This window comes from Bacteroides sp. HF-4919 (assembly GCF_018860125.1).
Map to the genome: position 1 here is coordinate 643,126 of NZ_JAHKNF010000001.1, position 17,147 is coordinate 660,272.

17 protein-coding genes are annotated in these 17,147 nt (G+C 39.8%); 8 read left to right on the forward strand and 9 right to left on the reverse strand.

Annotated elements, in window-relative coordinates; genetic code table 11:
• The first annotated feature begins 9 nt into the window (after positions 1 to 9).
• Complete coding sequence (locus KO473_RS02780) at positions 10 to 609, forward strand: hypothetical protein (protein ID WP_005819338.1); 600 nt, start codon at positions 10 to 12, stop codon at positions 607 to 609.
• 18 nt (positions 610 to 627) lie between these two features.
• Here KO473_RS02780 and KO473_RS02785 read toward each other — a convergent pair whose 3' ends face one another.
• Complete coding sequence (locus tag KO473_RS02785) at positions 628 to 816, reverse strand: hypothetical protein (protein WP_005819336.1); 189 nt, start codon at positions 814 to 816, stop codon at positions 628 to 630.
• A 402-nt stretch (positions 817 to 1,218) separates the two neighbouring features.
• On the opposite strand from KO473_RS02785, the gene KO473_RS02790 reads away from it, so the two are divergent.
• From KO473_RS02790 to xpt, 6 genes are all read left to right on the forward strand, one after another.
• The gene (locus KO473_RS02790; RefSeq protein WP_005819334.1) at positions 1,219 to 2,094 is read left to right on the forward strand and encodes a DNA/RNA non-specific endonuclease; all 876 of its coding nucleotides are present in this window, start codon (positions 1,219 to 1,221) and stop codon (positions 2,092 to 2,094) included.
• A gap of 160 nt (positions 2,095 to 2,254) precedes the next feature.
• Positions 2,255 to 3,292, forward strand: a complete 1,038-nt coding sequence (gene mltG, locus KO473_RS02795) for an endolytic transglycosylase MltG (protein WP_005819332.1) — start codon at positions 2,255 to 2,257, stop codon at positions 3,290 to 3,292.
• An 83-nt stretch (positions 3,293 to 3,375) separates the two neighbouring features.
• Positions 3,376 to 4,968 (forward strand): thiamine pyrophosphate-dependent enzyme, encoded by a 1,593-nt coding sequence (locus tag KO473_RS02800; RefSeq protein ID WP_005819330.1) that lies wholly within the window; start codon positions 3,376 to 3,378, stop codon positions 4,966 to 4,968.
• Between the two features lie 3 nt (positions 4,969 to 4,971).
• A complete protein-coding gene (locus tag KO473_RS02805; protein ID WP_005819328.1) occupies positions 4,972 to 5,556 on the forward strand; it encodes an indolepyruvate oxidoreductase subunit beta in 585 nt (194 codons plus the stop codon).
• A gap of 101 nt (positions 5,557 to 5,657) precedes the next feature.
• A complete protein-coding gene (locus tag KO473_RS02810; protein WP_005819326.1) occupies positions 5,658 to 6,965 on the forward strand; it encodes a phenylacetate--CoA ligase in 1,308 nt (435 codons plus the stop codon).
• An 86-nt stretch (positions 6,966 to 7,051) separates the two neighbouring features.
• Positions 7,052 to 7,621, forward strand: a complete 570-nt coding sequence (gene xpt, locus KO473_RS02815; RefSeq protein ID WP_005776479.1) for a xanthine phosphoribosyltransferase — start codon at positions 7,052 to 7,054, stop codon at positions 7,619 to 7,621.
• Positions 7,622 to 7,686: 65 nt separating this feature from the next.
• Here xpt and KO473_RS02820 read toward each other — a convergent pair whose 3' ends face one another.
• From KO473_RS02820 to KO473_RS02845, 6 genes are all read right to left on the reverse strand, one after another.
• Positions 7,687 to 8,475 (reverse strand): EFR1 family ferrodoxin, encoded by a 789-nt coding sequence (locus KO473_RS02820; RefSeq protein ID WP_005809022.1) that lies wholly within the window; start codon positions 8,473 to 8,475, stop codon positions 7,687 to 7,689.
• Positions 8,476 to 8,899: 424 nt separating this feature from the next.
• Positions 8,900 to 9,250: a 50S ribosomal protein L20 gene (gene rplT / locus KO473_RS02825; protein WP_002561638.1), complete on the reverse strand. Its 351-nt coding sequence runs from the start codon at positions 9,248 to 9,250 to the stop codon at positions 8,900 to 8,902.
• Between the two features lie 100 nt (positions 9,251 to 9,350).
• Positions 9,351 to 9,548 carry a 50S ribosomal protein L35 gene (gene rpmI / locus KO473_RS02830; protein WP_004297539.1) on the reverse strand — a complete coding sequence of 66 codons (198 nt, stop codon included), beginning with the start codon at positions 9,546 to 9,548 and terminating at the stop codon, positions 9,351 to 9,353.
• A 65-nt stretch (positions 9,549 to 9,613) separates the two neighbouring features.
• Positions 9,614 to 10,225 (reverse strand): translation initiation factor IF-3, encoded by a 612-nt coding sequence (gene infC / locus KO473_RS02835; protein WP_032530688.1) that lies wholly within the window; start codon positions 10,223 to 10,225, stop codon positions 9,614 to 9,616.
• Between the two features lie 118 nt (positions 10,226 to 10,343).
• A complete protein-coding gene (gene thrS, locus KO473_RS02840; RefSeq protein ID WP_005776475.1) occupies positions 10,344 to 12,284 on the reverse strand; it encodes a threonine--tRNA ligase in 1,941 nt (646 codons plus the stop codon).
• Positions 12,285 to 12,364: 80 nt separating this feature from the next.
• On the reverse strand, positions 12,365 to 14,413 hold the full coding sequence (locus KO473_RS02845) for a tetratricopeptide repeat protein (RefSeq protein ID WP_005809025.1): 2,049 nt from the start codon (positions 14,411 to 14,413) through the stop codon (positions 12,365 to 12,367).
• A gap of 309 nt (positions 14,414 to 14,722) precedes the next feature.
• Between KO473_RS02845 and KO473_RS02850 the strand changes: the two genes are divergently transcribed.
• A complete protein-coding gene (locus KO473_RS02850) occupies positions 14,723 to 15,940 on the forward strand; it encodes a 6-bladed beta-propeller (RefSeq protein WP_065739589.1) in 1,218 nt (405 codons plus the stop codon).
• Between the two features lie 133 nt (positions 15,941 to 16,073).
• Here KO473_RS02850 and def read toward each other — a convergent pair whose 3' ends face one another.
• Positions 16,074 to 16,628: a peptide deformylase gene (gene def, locus KO473_RS02855; RefSeq protein ID WP_005776471.1), complete on the reverse strand. Its 555-nt coding sequence runs from the start codon at positions 16,626 to 16,628 to the stop codon at positions 16,074 to 16,076.
• Positions 16,629 to 16,663: 35 nt separating this feature from the next.
• The gene (gene ruvX / locus KO473_RS02860; protein WP_005776470.1) at positions 16,664 to 17,080 is read right to left on the reverse strand and encodes a Holliday junction resolvase RuvX; all 417 of its coding nucleotides are present in this window, start codon (positions 17,078 to 17,080) and stop codon (positions 16,664 to 16,666) included.
• Positions 17,081 to 17,147: the final 67 nt, after the last annotated feature.

Genomic DNA, 17,147 nt, shown 5'->3' on the forward strand with positions numbered 1-17,147 from the left:
AAATATGCAATGAAAAAAAATGTAATGGTATTATTATTGTTGATTTATCCTGTAATATGCTTTGCACAAGACGATATTAAATTGGGATTATATCTTCGAGGAAAGGCAGGGGAGATAAGCATGATTCCTCCTTCGGCGTTTGCAGATGGAAAGAATAATTTAGACCTGATTGGGTGGGAAAAACCAAGTATATCCTTAAGCCTTAGGAGTACTGAATCTAAAACGGTCACAGATAATCAGAGGCCAGAGTTTTTCTTTTTTTTTATAGATGAAACCAAAGATCGGATGTTGAATGCGAAGGAAGTTGGAATGATGATAAGAAATTATCCTTTTATATATGGCATTACGCCTAATGATTTTATACTTGTTCGTTTGTTTAGAACAAATAAAAACAGGGCATTAAGATTGGAAAAAGAAAAGGTACTTTCAGGGAGTAGATACAGAGCCTTTAATATTGATACAATACCGTTTACTGCAATACCAATGCAAAATAATGCGTTTAAAGTCATAGTTGACTCTGATATACCTTACGGGGAGTATGGCTTTCTGTATAAAGGAGATGTTCCTTATGAAAGAATCATATATGACTTTTGTATTAATCGGAAATAAACACTATTAATCCCAGAATCAATCAATTGAAACGCTGATTTTAACTGTCGGTTTTGCACCCGATTTGATATATTGAAAAATCATATTAGACAAATCAAATAATGAAATTGATTCAGATATACGTCCAAATTCGTTTAGCGATTTCTTATTGATTGAAATTAAAACAGCTTGCTCTAAACAAAATTTTCTTAGTTCTTCATCGGTCATAATATTGCTTTTATTATTATGCCGGAGATAGTTCAAAAAGGTAGCGCTAATTATATATAAAACGATATGAAACAAAAATAATATTAACCCGACACACTATCAGAGTGTCTATAAGAGTGTCACCAAAATAATAGTGAAAACGAGACAAGAAACTAACACGTTATAAATCAACGATGTTAGTTCTAAATCCTCAGCCGAAAAGCGTTTTTTCGTAACGCGTAGGTCGCCAGTTCAAGTCTGGCTAGCGGCTCTTTTATTATCCAAAAGGTGTAACTTGTATATAAATACCTGTTACACCTTAATTTTATCCATACAATAGCTGCTAACAATAATCATTGGAATACAATAATGCCTACGTACCCACATATTACTCGAAATTTCAAGCTTTAAATTTTCAATATCATGAAAAACAAGCGAAAAAAGTCGTCTAAAAAATATCATAGAAATTCGTTTAAGAGTATTTTCGGAATAGCCCTATTTGCAATCTTACCTTTAATTTATGGAATCTATCTTTGCATACCGGAGATTCAGACTACCCTCTTTCAGACAATAAAGGAATCAAAAAAGAAAGCTGTACCTAACTGTTTACGTTATGAGAATCTGGAGATTCCAATTTCTCAACACTCGCTAAACGGACAGCTGGTTTGTCACAAGGGATACACTGTATCTTATAATACAATCCAAAAGATTCCAAACTGGGTAGCTTATGAACTCACTCGACAAGAAACAAAGGGAAATGCCCAAAGAAACAATCAATTCCTCGCCGATCCTTCTATCAAAGGCAATATGGCAACTAATTCTGATTATTCACATTCCGGATTCGACAAGGGACATATGGCCCCCGCTGCCGACATGAAGTGGAGTAACGAAGCTATGAAAGAGTCTTTCTATTTCAGCAATATATGCCCGCAACACCCCGAATTAAACCGGCGAAAATGGAAAGACTTGGAAGATAAAGTACGTGAGTGGGCAGTAGCCGACAGTTCCATCTTCATTGTCTGCGGTCCGATAATGAATAAAGAATCCCATACAATCGGCAAGAACCAGGTAACCGTACCAACAAGATTTTTCAAGGTCATCCTTTCTCTTTACGGTTCTCCCCCCAAAGCTATTGGATTTGTTTTCAACAACGAACCTGCAACAAAACCACTACGAAATTATGCAGTCTCAGTTGACAGCGTTGAACAGCTCACCGGCTTAGATTTCTTTTCTCCTCTTCCCGATTCTTTAGAAAATAAACTAGAGAGCCAAACAAATATCGCTTTGTGGAAAATATGAACGGGAACAAAAGCGTATATCAAAAACTAAAAATGAAAAAGTAAATACCCCTAAAAAGTAAATAATAACTAAACAGACAGAAAACATTTATTATCCAAGAACAAACATCTTTGAAATCTTCTTAACTTTGGCACAACTTTATAAATAGTGAATATTCTATATGAATAAGAAAAGAAAAAATATATTTTTCAGCATACTGGCTATTATTCTCTTCATTGGCATTGCTGGTTCCGGAATAGTTTATTACTATTTGTTCTATCCTCAATTTCATCCAAGTAAAACCACTTATATTTATATAGATCGTGATGACACTACAGATTCTATTTTCAACAAAATAAAAAAGCAAGGAAATCCTCATAACTTTGATGGTTTTAAATGGATGGCCCATTTCCGTGAATTTAGTAAAAACATCCACACCGGACGTTACGCTATCAAACCGGGTGATAATGCATACCACCTATATAGTAGGTTATCAAGAGGATACCAAACACCTGTCAATTTGACCATCGGAAGTGTACGAACTCTGGACAGATTAGCCCGCAGCATAGGAAAACAGTTAATGATTGACTCCACTGAAATTGCTACAGCGTTATACGATCCCGCTTTCCAAGAGAAAATGGGATATACGAAAGCTACCATGCCTTGCCTTTTTATCCCTGAAACCTACCAAGTATATTGGGACATCAGCATAGAAGACTTTTTCGCCCGGATGAAAAAAGAACATAATAAATTCTGGAACGAGGACCGATGTTTAAAAGCTAAAACAATCGGAATGACACCTGAAGAAGTTTGTACATTAGCCTCCATTGTAGAAGAAGAAACTAACAACAACGATGAAAAGCCGATGGTTGCGGGATTATATATAAACCGTTTACATACAGGTATGCCTCTGCAAGCTGATCCAACAATCAAATTCGCCTTACAAGATTTTAGTCTGCGCAGAATTACCAACCAGCATTTAAGCATACAGTCTCCATATAACACTTACCTGAATACGGGTCTTCCTCCGGGCCCTATCCGGATACCTTCTCCCAAAGGGCTTGATAGTGTATTGAATTATGTAAAACATAACTATATTTATATGTGTGCCAAAGAAGATTTTTCGGGTACTCATAATTTTGCTTCCAACTATGCAGACCACATGGTCAATGCAAGAAAATACTGGAAATCACTGAATGAAAGAAAGATTTTTAAGTAATCCCGTGATAAAATGATCTTAAAAACGTATCTTTGCCCGATATTATAACAGAATACGTGATTAACACCAAAAGAAAATAAGATATGAGCAAACAACTCTTACTTGGCGACGAAGCCATTGCACAAGCAGCACTGGATGCCGGACTTTCAGGCGTTTACGCTTATCCCGGTACTCCATCCACTGAAATTACCGAATACATCCAGATGGCTCCTATCACGAGCGAACGTAACATACACAACCGCTGGTGTGCCAATGAAAAAACGGCTATGGAAGCCGCCTTGGGTATGTCTTTTGTCGGCAAGCGTGCATTAGTCTGCATGAAACATGTGGGAATGAACGTAGCTGCTGACTGTTTTATCAATTCAGCCATCACAGGCGTAAAAGGGGGACTGATTGTAGTTGCGGCAGACGATCCCAGTATGCACTCTTCACAGAACGAACAAGATAGCCGTTTCTATGGCGACTTCTCATTAATACCCATGTACGAACCGAGCAACCAACAAGAAGCTTATGACATGGTATACAATGGTTTCGAATTTTCCGAGAAAACCGGTGAACCGATACTAATGCGCATGGTAACACGTTTGGCTCACTCTCGTTCAGGTGTAGAAAACAAAGCACAAAAAGCACAAAACGAAATCTCATTCAGTGAAGATCCACGCCAGTTTATCCTGCTACCGGGCAACGCACGCAAGCGTTATAAAGCATTACTTACACGTCAGGATGAATTTATCAAAGCATCCGAAGAATCACCTTATAATAGATACGTAGATGGCCCCAATAAAAAAATGGGCATCGTAGCCTGTGGAATCGGCTATAATTACTTGATGGAAAATTATCCTGACGGTTGCGAATATCCCGTTTTGAAAATTGGGCAGTATCCACTTCCCAAAAAGCAATTGATGCAATTAATCAATGAATGTGACGAAATCCTCGTATTAGAGGATGGACAACCATTCGTTGAGAAGCAACTGAAGGGATATCTGGGCATAGGATTAAAAGTAAAAGGTCGTCTCGACGGTACATTGTCACAAGATGGAGAATTAAATCCGGACACCGTGGCACGCGCTGTCGGCAAAGAGAATCGTTCCGAATTCAGTGTTCCGAATCTTGTAGAGATGCGCCCTCCGGCTTTGTGCGAAGGCTGCGGGCATAGAGATATGTATATAACATTAACTCAAGTATTGAAAGAAGAATATCCTACTCACAAAGTATTCAGCGACATTGGTTGTTATACGCTGGGAGCAAATGCACCATTTAACGCAATCAATTCTTGTGTAGACATGGGAGCATCTATCACTATGGCTAAAGGTGCATCCGATGGCGGGCTCCATCCGGCTGTCGCTGTAATCGGAGACTCTACTTTTACTCACTCCGGAATGACCGGACTTTTGGACTGTGTCAACGAGAATGCCAATGTTACCATTGTCATATCCGATAATGAAACAACAGCAATGACCGGTGGACAAGATTCTGCCGGCACAGGCCGACTTGAAGCTATTTGCGCCGGATTAGGCGTAGATCCGGCTCACATCCGTATAGTTGTTCCTTTAAAGAAAAACTATGAAGAGATGAAACAGATCATCCGTGAAGAAATAGATTATAGAGGAGTATCCGTTATCATCCCACGCAGAGAGTGTATACAAACATTAGCACGTAAAAAAAGAAGTAAGTAAGCCATGAAAAAAGATATCATATTATCAGGTGTGGGTGGACAAGGTATCCTGTCCATCGCTACAGTAATCGGAAAGGCCGCCCTCAAAGACGGTCTGTACATGAAACAGGCAGAAGTGCACGGCATGAGCCAGCGTGGCGGAGATGTACAGTCGAATCTCCGAATCAGTGACCAGCCCATTGCATCAGATCTGATCCCCTCAGGTAAATGTGATTTGATCATCTCCCTTGAACCCATGGAAGGGCTTAGATACCTCCCCTACCTCAGCCATGAAGGTTGGTTGGTAACAAACGAAACTCCATTTGTTAATATCCCCAATTATCCCGCTGAGGCAGATGTTATGGTAGAAATCAATAAACTGCCGCATAAGGTTGTTCTGAATGTAGATAAAGTAGCCAAAGAAATAGGCTCTACACGAGTTGCCAATATTGTTTTATTAGGTGCCACTATCCCATTCTTAGGCATCGATTACGAAAAGATACAGGATAGTATTCGTGAAATATTCCAGAAAAAAGGTGATACAATAGTCGAACTCAATTTAAAAGCCTTGGCTGCCGGAAAAGAGATCGCAGAAAAAACGATGAAATGACCAGGAACAATTGAATATAGAAAAGGTGATAATGTGATCGGGACAACCGTTGCATTATCACCTTGATACATTATCACCCCTACTTAAATAATTTATAAGCCATGAATACAACATATTGGGAAGAAGAGATAGAGACCATGAGTCGTAAAAAACTGCAGGAACTACAACTCGAGCGACTCAAGAAAACAATTAATATAGCAGCCAATGCCCCTTATTACAAGAAAGTATTTCAAGAGCATGGCATCACTTCGGAAAGTATCCAATCACTGAACGACATCCGTAAACTGCCCTTTACCACAAAAGCAGATATGCGAGCCAATTACCCTTTCGGACTTGTCGCCGGAAATATGAAAGAAGACGGAGTACGTATTCACTCTTCAAGCGGAACAACAGGAACACCAACGGTTATTGTCCATTCACAGCATGACTTAGATTCATGGGCCAATCTGGTTGCACGATGCTTATATTGTGTAGGCATACGTAATACAGATGTTTTTCAAAACAGTTCCGGTTACGGTATGTTCACAGGAGGACTCGGATTCCAATATGGAGCTGAACGGCTGGGAGCTTTAACTGTACCTGCCGCTGCCGGTAACAGTAAACGCCAGATCAAGTTTATTACCGACTTTAAAACAACTGCCCTCCACGCCATCCCCAGTTATGCCATCCGCTTAGCTGAGGTCTTTCAGGAAGAAGGGATCGATCCATGCAGTACCACTCTCAAAACTCTCGTAATCGGTGCAGAACCACACACAGACGAACAGCGAAAAAAAATAGAACGCATGTTAGGTGTTAAAGCATACAATAGTTTTGGAATGACCGAAATGAACGGCCCCGGTGTCGCGTTTGAGTGTACAGAGCAGAATGGCATGCACTTTTGGGAAGATTGCTATTATGTAGAAATCATTAATCCCGAAACCGGAGAACCTGTCCCAGAAGGAGAAATCGGAGAACTCGTACTCACTACCCTTGATCGGGAAATGATGCCGCTCATACGTTATCGTACACGTGACCTCACTCGTATTTTACCGGGAGAATGTCCCTGTGGACGTACCCATATCCGAATTGACCGCATCAAAGGCCGTAGTGACGATATGTTTATCATCAAAGGAGTCAACATCTTCCCCATGCAAGTAGAAAAGATATTGGTACAATTCCCCGAATTGGGAAGCAATTACCTTATCACACTTGAGACTGTTAACAACCAAGATGAAATGATTGTAGAAGTAGAATTGAGCGATCTTTCTACAGACAATTACATTGAACTTGAAAAGATACGTAAGGACATTACCCGCCAGCTAAAAGACGAAATACTTGTCACGCCCAAACTCAAATTGGTAAAGAAAGGCTCTCTACCACAAAGTGAAGGCAAAGCTGTCAGAGTGAAGGACCTGAGAAACAATAAATAATCATCCAATGAACCCAATATGCCGATGTACCATCCGAATACATCGGCGCATTGGCATATTGGGCACATTAACTTATTATTATAATCATGCAATTACTTAAAAAAAGAATCCTGCAAGACGGAAAATGCTATGAAGGGGGAATTCTCAAAGTAGATAGTTTTATCAACCACCAGATGGACCCGGTACTAATGAAGTCAATTGGCGTAGAGTTTGTGCGCCTTTTTGCCGGAACAAACGTCAATAAGATCATGACCATAGAAGCCAGCGGAATTGCTCCGGCCATCATGACGGGCTATTTAATGGACTTACCCGTCGTTTTTGCCAAGAAAAAGTCGCCAAGAACCATACAAAATGCCTTGAGCACTACAGTACATTCATTCACTAAAGACCGTGATTATGAAGTAGTCATCAGCTCTGACTTCCTTACCCCAAAAGACAATATATTATTTGTCGATGACTTCTTGGCCTATGGAAACGCTGCTTTAGGTGTTATCGACCTCATCAAACAGTCTGGTGCCAATCTGGTAGGAATGGGATTCATCATTGAGAAAGCATTTCAAAACGGACGTAAAACACTTGAAGAAAGAGGAGTAAGAGTAGAGTCTCTTGCCATTATTGAGGATTTATCCAATTGCCAGATTACAATAAAAGATTAACTCTGTAAAAAAGCCTTTGTATTCTCCCGGACAGGCTATACAAAGGCTTTTCTTTATAATACTTTCTACTTAGCTGATTCGTGTGAAATACTCACATTAGGGTTTAAATACTGCCCTTTACTTCTGGTTCTTTTCCCATATTGCACTGCATGCTTCGGACAAACGTGGTAACAAGCCAAACAAGATGTACAGTCCATCCCCCACACCGGTCTCCACCCTATCACAACTACATTCCCAACCGGACATATTCTTTCACAGCGCTTGCAACCGATACAATCATCAGTAACATAAAACGGTTTTGCAGAAGTCATAAAACGATTAAAAAGCGGATTCAGTATCTTCGTTTTCAACCATGGAAAACTCCCCTCATTGCAATGAAAACCCGTCTCACGAGCATTTATCGAGTAGTTAACTTCTTCTACCCTGCCGACAGCTTTTTCTAATTTCTCTTTCTCCAATTCTTTCTTATCCACGTCAAATCCGGGAAGCAACACATAATTATTAGGCATCGTCACCGAAAATCCGGCATTACACTCTATTCCTTTACGAGATAACGCCCTGCAAAACACTTTCTCCGTCAATCCTGTATCATCTCCGCAAGAACACACGAAATAGACATATTGGGAGTGATAATTAGCCAAAGTGACCCAATCCAGAAACTGCAACACGGCCAACGGAGGTCCCCATGAATAAACAGGAAAAATAAAACCTACTTTTTCATTATCCGCCAACACAAACTCTTTTATTCCATCCCTAATGGCATTCGGCATAAAAACAAGTGTTTCGTTTTGTACCCTTGCAATCTGCTCCGCAATCCATTTAGAATTTCCAGTTCCTGAAAAATAGAATATCATAACTATATGTGTATTTAAAAGAAAACAGCATAAAAAAAGGACGGTAGTCTTTAAATGATTACCGCCCTTTTCCTTTATTAAAAAGCCGCACCGATGATGTGATGAAACTCCGAATGACATGATTTGAGTGCCCGTCCTCTTTGTAATCCACCGACTATAAAGTTATCCCGAAGGATGTGGCCCGCCATTGAGAAGCGAAGCTTGTCTCGGTTTTCAGTTTAATTGATGAGTTTCCCGATCCAATCAATGCGGCTAATATTTTACTACAACAAATGTAGTTACTTTTAGTGAGATAAACAAGGAAAAAGAAGATTTTGTTTCTCTCTTAGACTATTTTTTAAATTATAAACCCAGCTTTAAAAATGAAAAATGCCGGTTACAGTTAATGTAACCAGCATTTTGTAAATCATAAAACTGTCGGAACTTAAGCTGCTTTAGCCTTAGCGACTACAGCTTTGAAAGCTTCCGGATGGTTAACAGCTAAGTCAGCCAAAACCTTACGGTTGATTTCGATACCGGCTTTGTGCAGACCACCCATCAGTTTAGAATATGACATTCCTTCCAGACGTGCAGCAGCATTGATACGTTGTATCCAAAGAGCACGGAAGTTTCTCTTCTTGTTTCTACGGTCACGGAACGCATAGGTCAAACCCTTTTCCCAAGTGTTTTTAGCTACGGTCCATACATTTTTTCTTGCACCAAAGTAACCTCTGGTCAATTTCAAAATTTTCTTTCTTCTTGCTTTTGAAGCAACATGATTTACTGATCTTGGCATAGTTTTCTCTTTTTTGAATGTTAGCGCCGTTACTTCACGTAACGAACTTGAAGCTAAAGCATTCGGTTAATAACTTTAATAATACTTTGTACGCTTTTGATTACTTCATAGCTAAGAGTTCCTTAACCTGGCTTACATTTGTTGTATCAACAGTTGTTGAATAACACAGGTTTCTTTTTCTCTTCTTAGACTTCTTAGTCAAAATGTGACTGTGAAAAGCGTGCTTTCTTTTGATTTTACCTGTTCCGGTAAGGGTAAACCTTTTTTTAGAACCGGAGTTAGTCTTCATCTTTGGCATCTTAATTGTTTTTAAATTATTAAATTATATGGCAACGCACTATACCTGCGCGTTACGCATTTTTCTTACTCTTCATTGTTTTCAGCAGGCTTTTCTGCTTTTACTGTAGCCGGAGCAGCTGGTTTGGGAGCCGCAGGCTTCTTTACAACTCCTTCTTTCTTCTTCGGAGAAAGCTGAATCGTCATACGTTTACCTTCCAGAATCGGCAATTGATCGACTTTTGCATAGTCTTCCAGATCATTAGCAAAACGCAACAGAAGCACTTCACCTTGTTCCTTAAAAAGGATGGAACGACCTTTGAAGAAAACATAAGCTTTCACCTTGTCACCATCTTCCAAAAAGCCTTTAGCATGTTTCAACTTAAAATTATAGTCATGGTCATCCGTTTGCGGACCAAAACGTATTTCTTTTACGTTTACTTTTACCTGTTTAGCCTTTTGTTCCTTCTGACGCTTCTTTAACTGATACAGAAACTTGGAATAGTCAATAATACGACAAACAGGTGGTTGGGCATTGGGAGAAATCTCCACGAGATCCATTTCTTTTTCTTCAGCCAATTTTAATGCCTGAAAAATGGGATATACTTTAGGCTCTACATCATCACCTACAATGCGGACTTCTTTCGCACGGATCTGTTCATTGATCCGATATTGCGATTTCATACTGTCATTCTTCATTAAATAACGTTTACTTCCAGTTTGTTTTTTATTGTCTACCAAATTAAATTATGTATTAAAGTAAAAGCTGTCTTTAGAACATTATCAAAATGCTGTGCTTTTACAATTGGGCGCAAAGTTACCATTTATTTATCATATTCTGAACTTCTTCGTTCAAAATTTCACCAAAATCTTCAAATTTCATGGTTCCTTTGTCTCCTTCTCCCTGTCTGCGGACAGAAACTTCACCATTTTCAGCTTCTTTCTCGCCGACAATCAGCATATACGGAATGCGCTTCATCTCGTTATCACGAATTTTACGGCCGATCTTCTCATTGCGATCATCCACAATTGCGCGAATTTCTTTTGTTTTCAAGTAAGTCTTCACTTTTTCCGCATATTCATTGAACTTCTCACTAATCGGGAGAATAACTACTTGTTCCGGAGTCAGCCATAACGGGAATTTACCGGCGGTATGTTCAATCAATACAGCAACAAAACGTTCCATAGATCCGAATGGAGCGCGATGGATCATCACCGGACGGTGCTTCTGGTTATCCGATCCCATATATTCCAGTTCGAAGCGCTCCGGCAGATTATAATCCACCTGAATAGTTCCTAACTGCCAACGACGACCGATAGCATCTTTCACCATAAAGTCCAATTTAGGACCATAGAACGCAGCTTCACCATATTCGATCTTAGCTTTCAGCCCCTTTTCTTCGCAGGCCTCAATGATAGCTTGTTCAGCTTTTTCCCAGTTCTCATCACTGCCAATGTATTTTTCACGGTTCACTTTATCGCGCAAAGAAATTTGTGCTTCAAAGTTAGTGAAATCCATAGAACGGAACACGATTGAAATAATATCCATCACACGAAGGAACTCTCCCTTCACCTGATCCGGACGACAGAAAATATGTGCATCATCCTGTGTAAAGCTACGCACACGTGTTAATCCATGAAGTTCACCGCTCTGCTCGTAACGACACACAGTACCAAATTCAGCAATGCGCAGAGGCAAGTCCTTATACGAACGAGGGAAATTCTTATAAATTTCACAATGATGAGGACAGTTCATCGGTTTCAGGAAGTATTCTTCACCCTCTTCCGGTGTATGAATGGGTTGGAATGCATCTTTACCATATTTTGCATAGTGCCCCGAAGTCACATACAATAACTTGTTACCAATAGGCGGAGTAATCACTTCCTGATAATCGTAACGAGTCTGGATACGGCGAAGGAAATCCTGCAAACGCAAACGCAAAGCAGTTCCTTTCGGCAGCCACATAGGCAATCCCTTACCCACCGTATCGGAGAACATGAAAAGTTGCATTTCTTTACCAATCTTACGATGGTCACGTTTTTTAGCTTCCTCCATTAAAGCCAGATACTCATCCAGCATTTTCTTTTTAGGGAAAGTAATACCATAAATGCGAGTCAGCATTTTACGGTCTTCATGTCCGCGCCAGTATGCACCGGCAACAGAAGTCAGCTTAATAGCTTTAATAGGTGCGGTTGTCATCAAGTGAGGGCCACGACAAAGATCCGTAAAGTCACCCTGTGTATATGTTGTAATATGTCCGTCTTCCAACTCCGAAATCAGCTCACATTTATAAGTTTCCCCACGGTCACCAAACATCTTTAAAGCATCGTTTTTTGCGATATCCCGGCGAACCACAACTTCTTTCTTTGCAACCAGTTCAGCCATTTTTGCCTCAATTGCAGGCAGATCAGACTCTTTGATGACAGCCTCTCCCGGATCAACGTCATAGTAGAAACCGTTTTCAATAGCCGGACCAATACCGAACTGAATACCCGGATAAAGCTCCTGCAAAGCTTCAGCCAACAAGTGAGCACTTGTGTGCCAAAAAGCATGCTTACCCTGTTCATCTTCCCATTTATAAAGCACTACCGAAGCATCTTCATTGATGGGACGTCCCAAATCATAAATCTCACCGTTCACTCCACACGCCAATACATCTTGCGCCAGACGCGAACTGATACTTTCTGCAATTTGCAGTCCGTTTACTCCCTCGTTATACTCACGAACAGAGCCATCAGGAAATGTTATTTTTATCATAATGTTATGTTATATTTTTCATTATTGCACGCAAAAATAAGGATTTCTTTTTGAGTTTACTATTTTTTATCTAAAAAATGTTATTCCGGCACTTCTGTAAATCGTTTCAGAATATTATAGGCCGAAACAATGCCCAACTCGCCTGCCTTACTTAAGTCAGCTATTCCATTCTTATTGTTACCCAGGAAAATATGTGTCAATCCACGATTAAAATAAGCCTCCGCAAACTCTTTATTCAATTCGATAGCTTTGTCATAGTCCGCAATTGCCGCACGATAATCTTTCAACATGGCCAATACATTGGCACGGTTATAATACGCATAAACAAAATCGGGGGCTAAAGAGATCACATGATCCAAGTCACTTTTCACTATATCATAGTCCAAGGCACTGATTTCCGACTTCGGTGGAGCGGATATACCCGGTAGTGTGGCCGGTGCTGCCGAGGCTGCATTAGCTTCTTCTGCCTTTTGATATTCCAACTGCTTGCAACGCACCAAGGAACGCATAAAGTAAGCAGGGAAGAATTTATCATCCAACAAAATGGCCTGAGTCAGATCTTCAACAGAACTGGCAAAATCTTGTACCAGATAGAAATCAAGTGCACGGGAGAATCGTATACGTGCATCCTGCGGATTTTCAACAATTGCCGAAGTATGTGTATCAATCAATGCAAAGTGGAACTTCACTTGTTCTTCGGTAAGCGGTGATTCCATATTAGTGATATACAAACGTTTTGGTAAAACACCGGCACGATTCAAATCATCTATATACTTATAATAATGTACCGTCCGCTTCACATCGCTCATCTTCTCGTAATAGGTAAGAGCATACATCGGTTCCATCTTGATATTAACATTACGATCCTGTACCCTGCCCCGAATATCACTCTTATATTTCTGTTCCACTTCAGAATTATCTGCGATAACGATTTTCCGGTAATTATTCATATCCTTATCGGACTTTTTACGAGTTTTAGTCTCCTCTTTCTTATTACTTTTTTTATTATCAGCCACGGTCTTATCGCTATTACTTACACCATTTTGCTTGTCAAGTTGCGCTTTCATGACTTTAAACTCGTCCATTTCAGCACCTTTACGGTCGCCGATCTTTCTCCTTGCCTCTGCACGTTGATAATATCCGGCCAAAAAGTTCGGATACATATCAATCACAGTTGTATAATCTTTAATGGCTCCCCGGTAATCCCCCGTTTGTGCACGAAGTAATCCTCGGTTAAACGTAGCCATCATGTTATCCGGTTCTATTTGCAGTACAAAATCAAAATCCTCAATAGCTCGATTGTCATCTCCTACTTGTGCCCGAAGCAAACCACGGTTATAATGTCCGATAAAATTATTCGGATCAATATCAAGAGCCAGATCATAATCACTCATAGCTCCCCGCAGATTATTCTGATGGAAACGGGCTAAAGCACGATTAATATAATTCCCGGCGTTTCTGGCATTCAAATGCGTTGCATGATTTAAATCCGATTCTGCCTCTGCATATTTTCCCTGTTGTAACCTGACGATGGCCCGGGATGCCCAGGCATCAGGATCATACTTATCCATCTCAATAGCTGTATTGAAGTCATTCAAAGCCCGCAATGTATCCTGTTGCTTCAAAGCCACCTCTCCTCTCATCAGATAGGCTCTTGTATATTTGGGAGCAACTGCCAGCAATTTACCCAAATCATCTTCAGCAGCTTTATAGTCTTCTTTCTGTATATGGCATAAAGTCAGATTATGCCAAAGCGTAATATTTTCAGGGTCAAAATGAAGTGCTTTCTTATAGTCTTCAATAGCCCCATCATACTTATTCTGTTTAATCCTTGCAAGCCCACGAATCTGATAAGCACCCACTACAAAAGGATTCCTGTCAATGGCCGCATCACAGTCATCTTCAGCTCCCTGATAATCATCCAGGTTGATCTTGGCAAGCCCTCTGAAAAAATAGGGTTCATACAGGTAAGGTTTTGCATTGATCACTTGATTAAAATACTGAATAGAAAGGACATAGTCCTCAAAGTACAACGCGTTTCGGGCAATCATCATTACCCTGTCTGTGTTTATCTGAGCATATATAAATGTAGGAAACAACAATAATGCTGCTAATATCTTTTTAATCATCGGCTTCTGAATACTTTTTAAGTAGAGCAAAAGTAATGCTTTTCATCTATTAAACAGGGATAACGGACAACTTTTTATATTTTTTGATTATTTTATAGGACCCCTCCATCCAGATATTCAGTAGTCTATACACCTTCTTAACACCTATTAACCCTACATTCATTATTAATTTACGATTATTTCGTAGATTTGTAATATGCCCATAAATCAATATATGAAACGGATTATCCGAAAATTAAAAATACAAAAAGAAAGACATCTGTACAATATTGCAAACAGGGGTTCTTTTATACATAAAATAGTATCAACATGAAACCAAAATCACTTCTTTTACTACTACCTTTCCTGCTGCTTTCTTGCAGCGGAAAGAAGAACAGTGACCAGCCGTCCGAAGCAACGGTCCAAATTACAGAACCAGAATTCCCTCAAATCGTACCTTTCGAAACAGGTATCGAAACAGAACGGGAAATACTACTGAGTGAAATAGCCGATTCAATACGGTATATCCCGTTGGAGACAAACAATAAATGCCTGATAAGAGGGTTAAAGGGAACCAATATCATCCAGACAAAGGAGTATTTCTTCCTACCATGGCTCGATAAATTATTTCAGTACACAAAAGATGGTAAATTCATACGGACACTGGGCCGCAAAGGCGGTGGACCGGGTGAATTTAACTGGATCATGCAGATTGACGTGGATGAAGAAAAAGGATTGGTCTACATGCTAACAACTACAGGAAAAATCAATATCTACTCTATGGAAACAGGTAAATTCATCCGTGCAATGAAAGTCCCTAATATAGAAGTTAGTGAGTTTGCGATGTTACGTGTTCAGGATACAATTGCCGCAACATTCATGCGCAATAATAACGGAAGACGAAAAGAACGCATTTACCTTTCCAACCTGAAAGGTGATACGTTGCAAATCTTCAATCGTTGGGACCTATTTGAGCTAAACAGCCAATATCGCTGGATGATCAGTAGTGATATAGATCGTTATATGTTCCATTACGAAAACCATACCTGTTATAAAGAATATTATAACGACACCCTATTCACTGTCACTCCAGAAGCTTTAGAACCCCGATATATATTCCAGATGGGCAAATACTCATTACCGATGGAATGCAGGTTTGAATATCTGGATGGAAACGGAAAGCGTTTTCAGGAAATGGCCGCTCCTTACATACAGTACAGTGCCATAGAGACTGACTCCTACATATTCATGCCTTATTCTAATTGGGCAGGAGGGAAAGCGCGAGAAAGACAAATGGCTATTTACGACAAAAAAGCCAAAAACTGTTTCAAAGTAGCCACAGGCCATATAAAAAATGACTTGACTCCTGGTTTACCATTACGCCCGATAACGGCACTTGACAGCCACACACTGTTATATGTATGGGAAGCTCCTGAACTTTTAGAAAAAGCGGAAGAAACGCCTTCCATACTTCAAATCGAACAGTTGAAAGGCTTAAAGGAAGACGATAATCCGGTAATGATGCTGGTATATTTAAAGCAACCATAACAGGGCTCTTTTAATAAAAACATCAAATAGCCGTTGCAGGATATTTGAGATGCAGTCCTGAAAAAGTAATGGGTAAAATTGATTTATATGATCAACTTTACCCATTGCTTTTTATTCGAAAATCTCAGGTATATCATTTCACCTGCTTCATCTTATAGGAGCTACGAGCCTTTCCTTTCAACATCGTATTCAGTTTTCCTTTTATCATTTGTTTACGCAAAGGAGAAATGTGATCTATGAACATTTTCCCGTCCAAATGGTCAAATTCATGCTGCATAACCCGTGCCAGAAACCCTTCTACCACTTCGTTATGCTCTACAAAATTTTCATCCATATATCGTACGTGAATCTTACTGCCTCTCTTTACAGACTCGTGTATGCCGGGCAGACTAAGACATCCTTCTTCCATGGATACTTCGTCACCCTCCACAACATCAATATGTGCGTTTATATAAGCCTTACGAAAATCCTTGTATTCAGGATAATCTTCTGAAAGCACATCCAGGTTAATAACAACTACGCGGACAGGTAAGCCAATCTGAGGAGCGGCAAGCCCTACCCCATCGGCATGATCCATCGTTTCAAACATATTTTCAATCAGCTCTTTCAGGTTCGGATAATCCGGCGTGATATCCTCCGCCACCTGCCTGAGAACTGGCTGACCATATACATAAATAGGTAAAATCATATCTTATAATTATTCTTTTTAAATATTGTTTCTTCTTACAAACGTTTACTTTCCAGATAAGACTGCAAAATAATAGTTGCGCTAATTTCATCGACCAATGCCTTGTTCTGTCTGTCTTTTTTCTTAAGCCCGGCTTCAATCATCGTACGGTGTGCAAGCACAGAAGTAAAACGTTCATCTACATATTCAACGGGAATATCAGGCAAACGTTTTCTTAACGAACGTACAAAAGGCTCTATATTTTTCATATTTTCAGAAACCTCATTATTCATCTGCTTCGGCAAACCTATAATAATGCGTTCCACCGGTTCCTGTTTTACATAATTGGTTATGAAATCCAGAAGTTCATGACTTGGTACAGTTGTCAGCCCGTTAGCGATAATCTGCATCGCATCACTCACAGCTATTCCTGTACGTTTTCGTCCGTAATCTATTGCTATTATTCTACTCATATTTGGAGTGCAAAAATACGATTAAAATTTGGATTATCCCCTATTTAACAAACAAAAAGGGTATCCG

Bases quoted from the DNA above. Each gene is read 5' to 3' on its own strand.
- mltG (WP_005819332.1), top strand. From the start codon at position 2,255: ATGAATAAGAAAAGAAAAAATATATTTTTCAGCATACTGGCTATTATT.
- KO473_RS02790 (WP_005819334.1), top strand. From the start codon at position 1,219: ATGAAAAACAAGCGAAAAAAGTCGTCTAAAAAATATCATAGAAATTCG.
- rplT (WP_002561638.1), bottom strand. From the start codon at position 9,250: ATGCCAAGATCAGTAAATCATGTTGCTTCAAAAGCAAGAAGAAAGAAA.
- infC (WP_032530688.1), bottom strand. From the start codon at position 10,225: ATGAAGAATGACAGTATGAAATCGCAATATCGGATCAATGAACAGATC.
- KO473_RS02800 (WP_005819330.1), top strand. From the start codon at position 3,376: ATGAGCAAACAACTCTTACTTGGCGACGAAGCCATTGCACAAGCAGCA.
- KO473_RS02820 (WP_005809022.1), bottom strand. From the start codon at position 8,475: ATGATATTCTATTTTTCAGGAACTGGAAATTCTAAATGGATTGCGGAG.
- KO473_RS02810 (WP_005819326.1), top strand. From the start codon at position 5,658: ATGAATACAACATATTGGGAAGAAGAGATAGAGACCATGAGTCGTAAA.
- rpmI (WP_004297539.1), bottom strand. From the start codon at position 9,548: ATGCCAAAGATGAAGACTAACTCCGGTTCTAAAAAAAGGTTTACCCTT.
- KO473_RS02780 (WP_005819338.1), top strand. From the start codon at position 10: ATGAAAAAAAATGTAATGGTATTATTATTGTTGATTTATCCTGTAATA.
- KO473_RS02845 (WP_005809025.1), bottom strand. From the start codon at position 14,413: ATGATTAAAAAGATATTAGCAGCATTATTGTTGTTTCCTACATTTATA.
- ruvX (WP_005776470.1), bottom strand. From the start codon at position 17,080: ATGAGTAGAATAATAGCAATAGATTACGGACGAAAACGTACAGGAATA.
- KO473_RS02850 (WP_065739589.1), top strand. From the start codon at position 14,723: ATGAAACCAAAATCACTTCTTTTACTACTACCTTTCCTGCTGCTTTCT.
- KO473_RS02805 (WP_005819328.1), top strand. From the start codon at position 4,972: ATGAAAAAAGATATCATATTATCAGGTGTGGGTGGACAAGGTATCCTG.
- thrS (WP_005776475.1), bottom strand. From the start codon at position 12,284: ATGATAAAAATAACATTTCCTGATGGCTCTGTTCGTGAGTATAACGAG.
- def (WP_005776471.1), bottom strand. From the start codon at position 16,628: ATGATTTTACCTATTTATGTATATGGTCAGCCAGTTCTCAGGCAGGTG.
- KO473_RS02785 (WP_005819336.1), bottom strand. From the start codon at position 816: ATGACCGATGAAGAACTAAGAAAATTTTGTTTAGAGCAAGCTGTTTTA.
- xpt (WP_005776479.1), top strand. From the start codon at position 7,052: ATGCAATTACTTAAAAAAAGAATCCTGCAAGACGGAAAATGCTATGAA.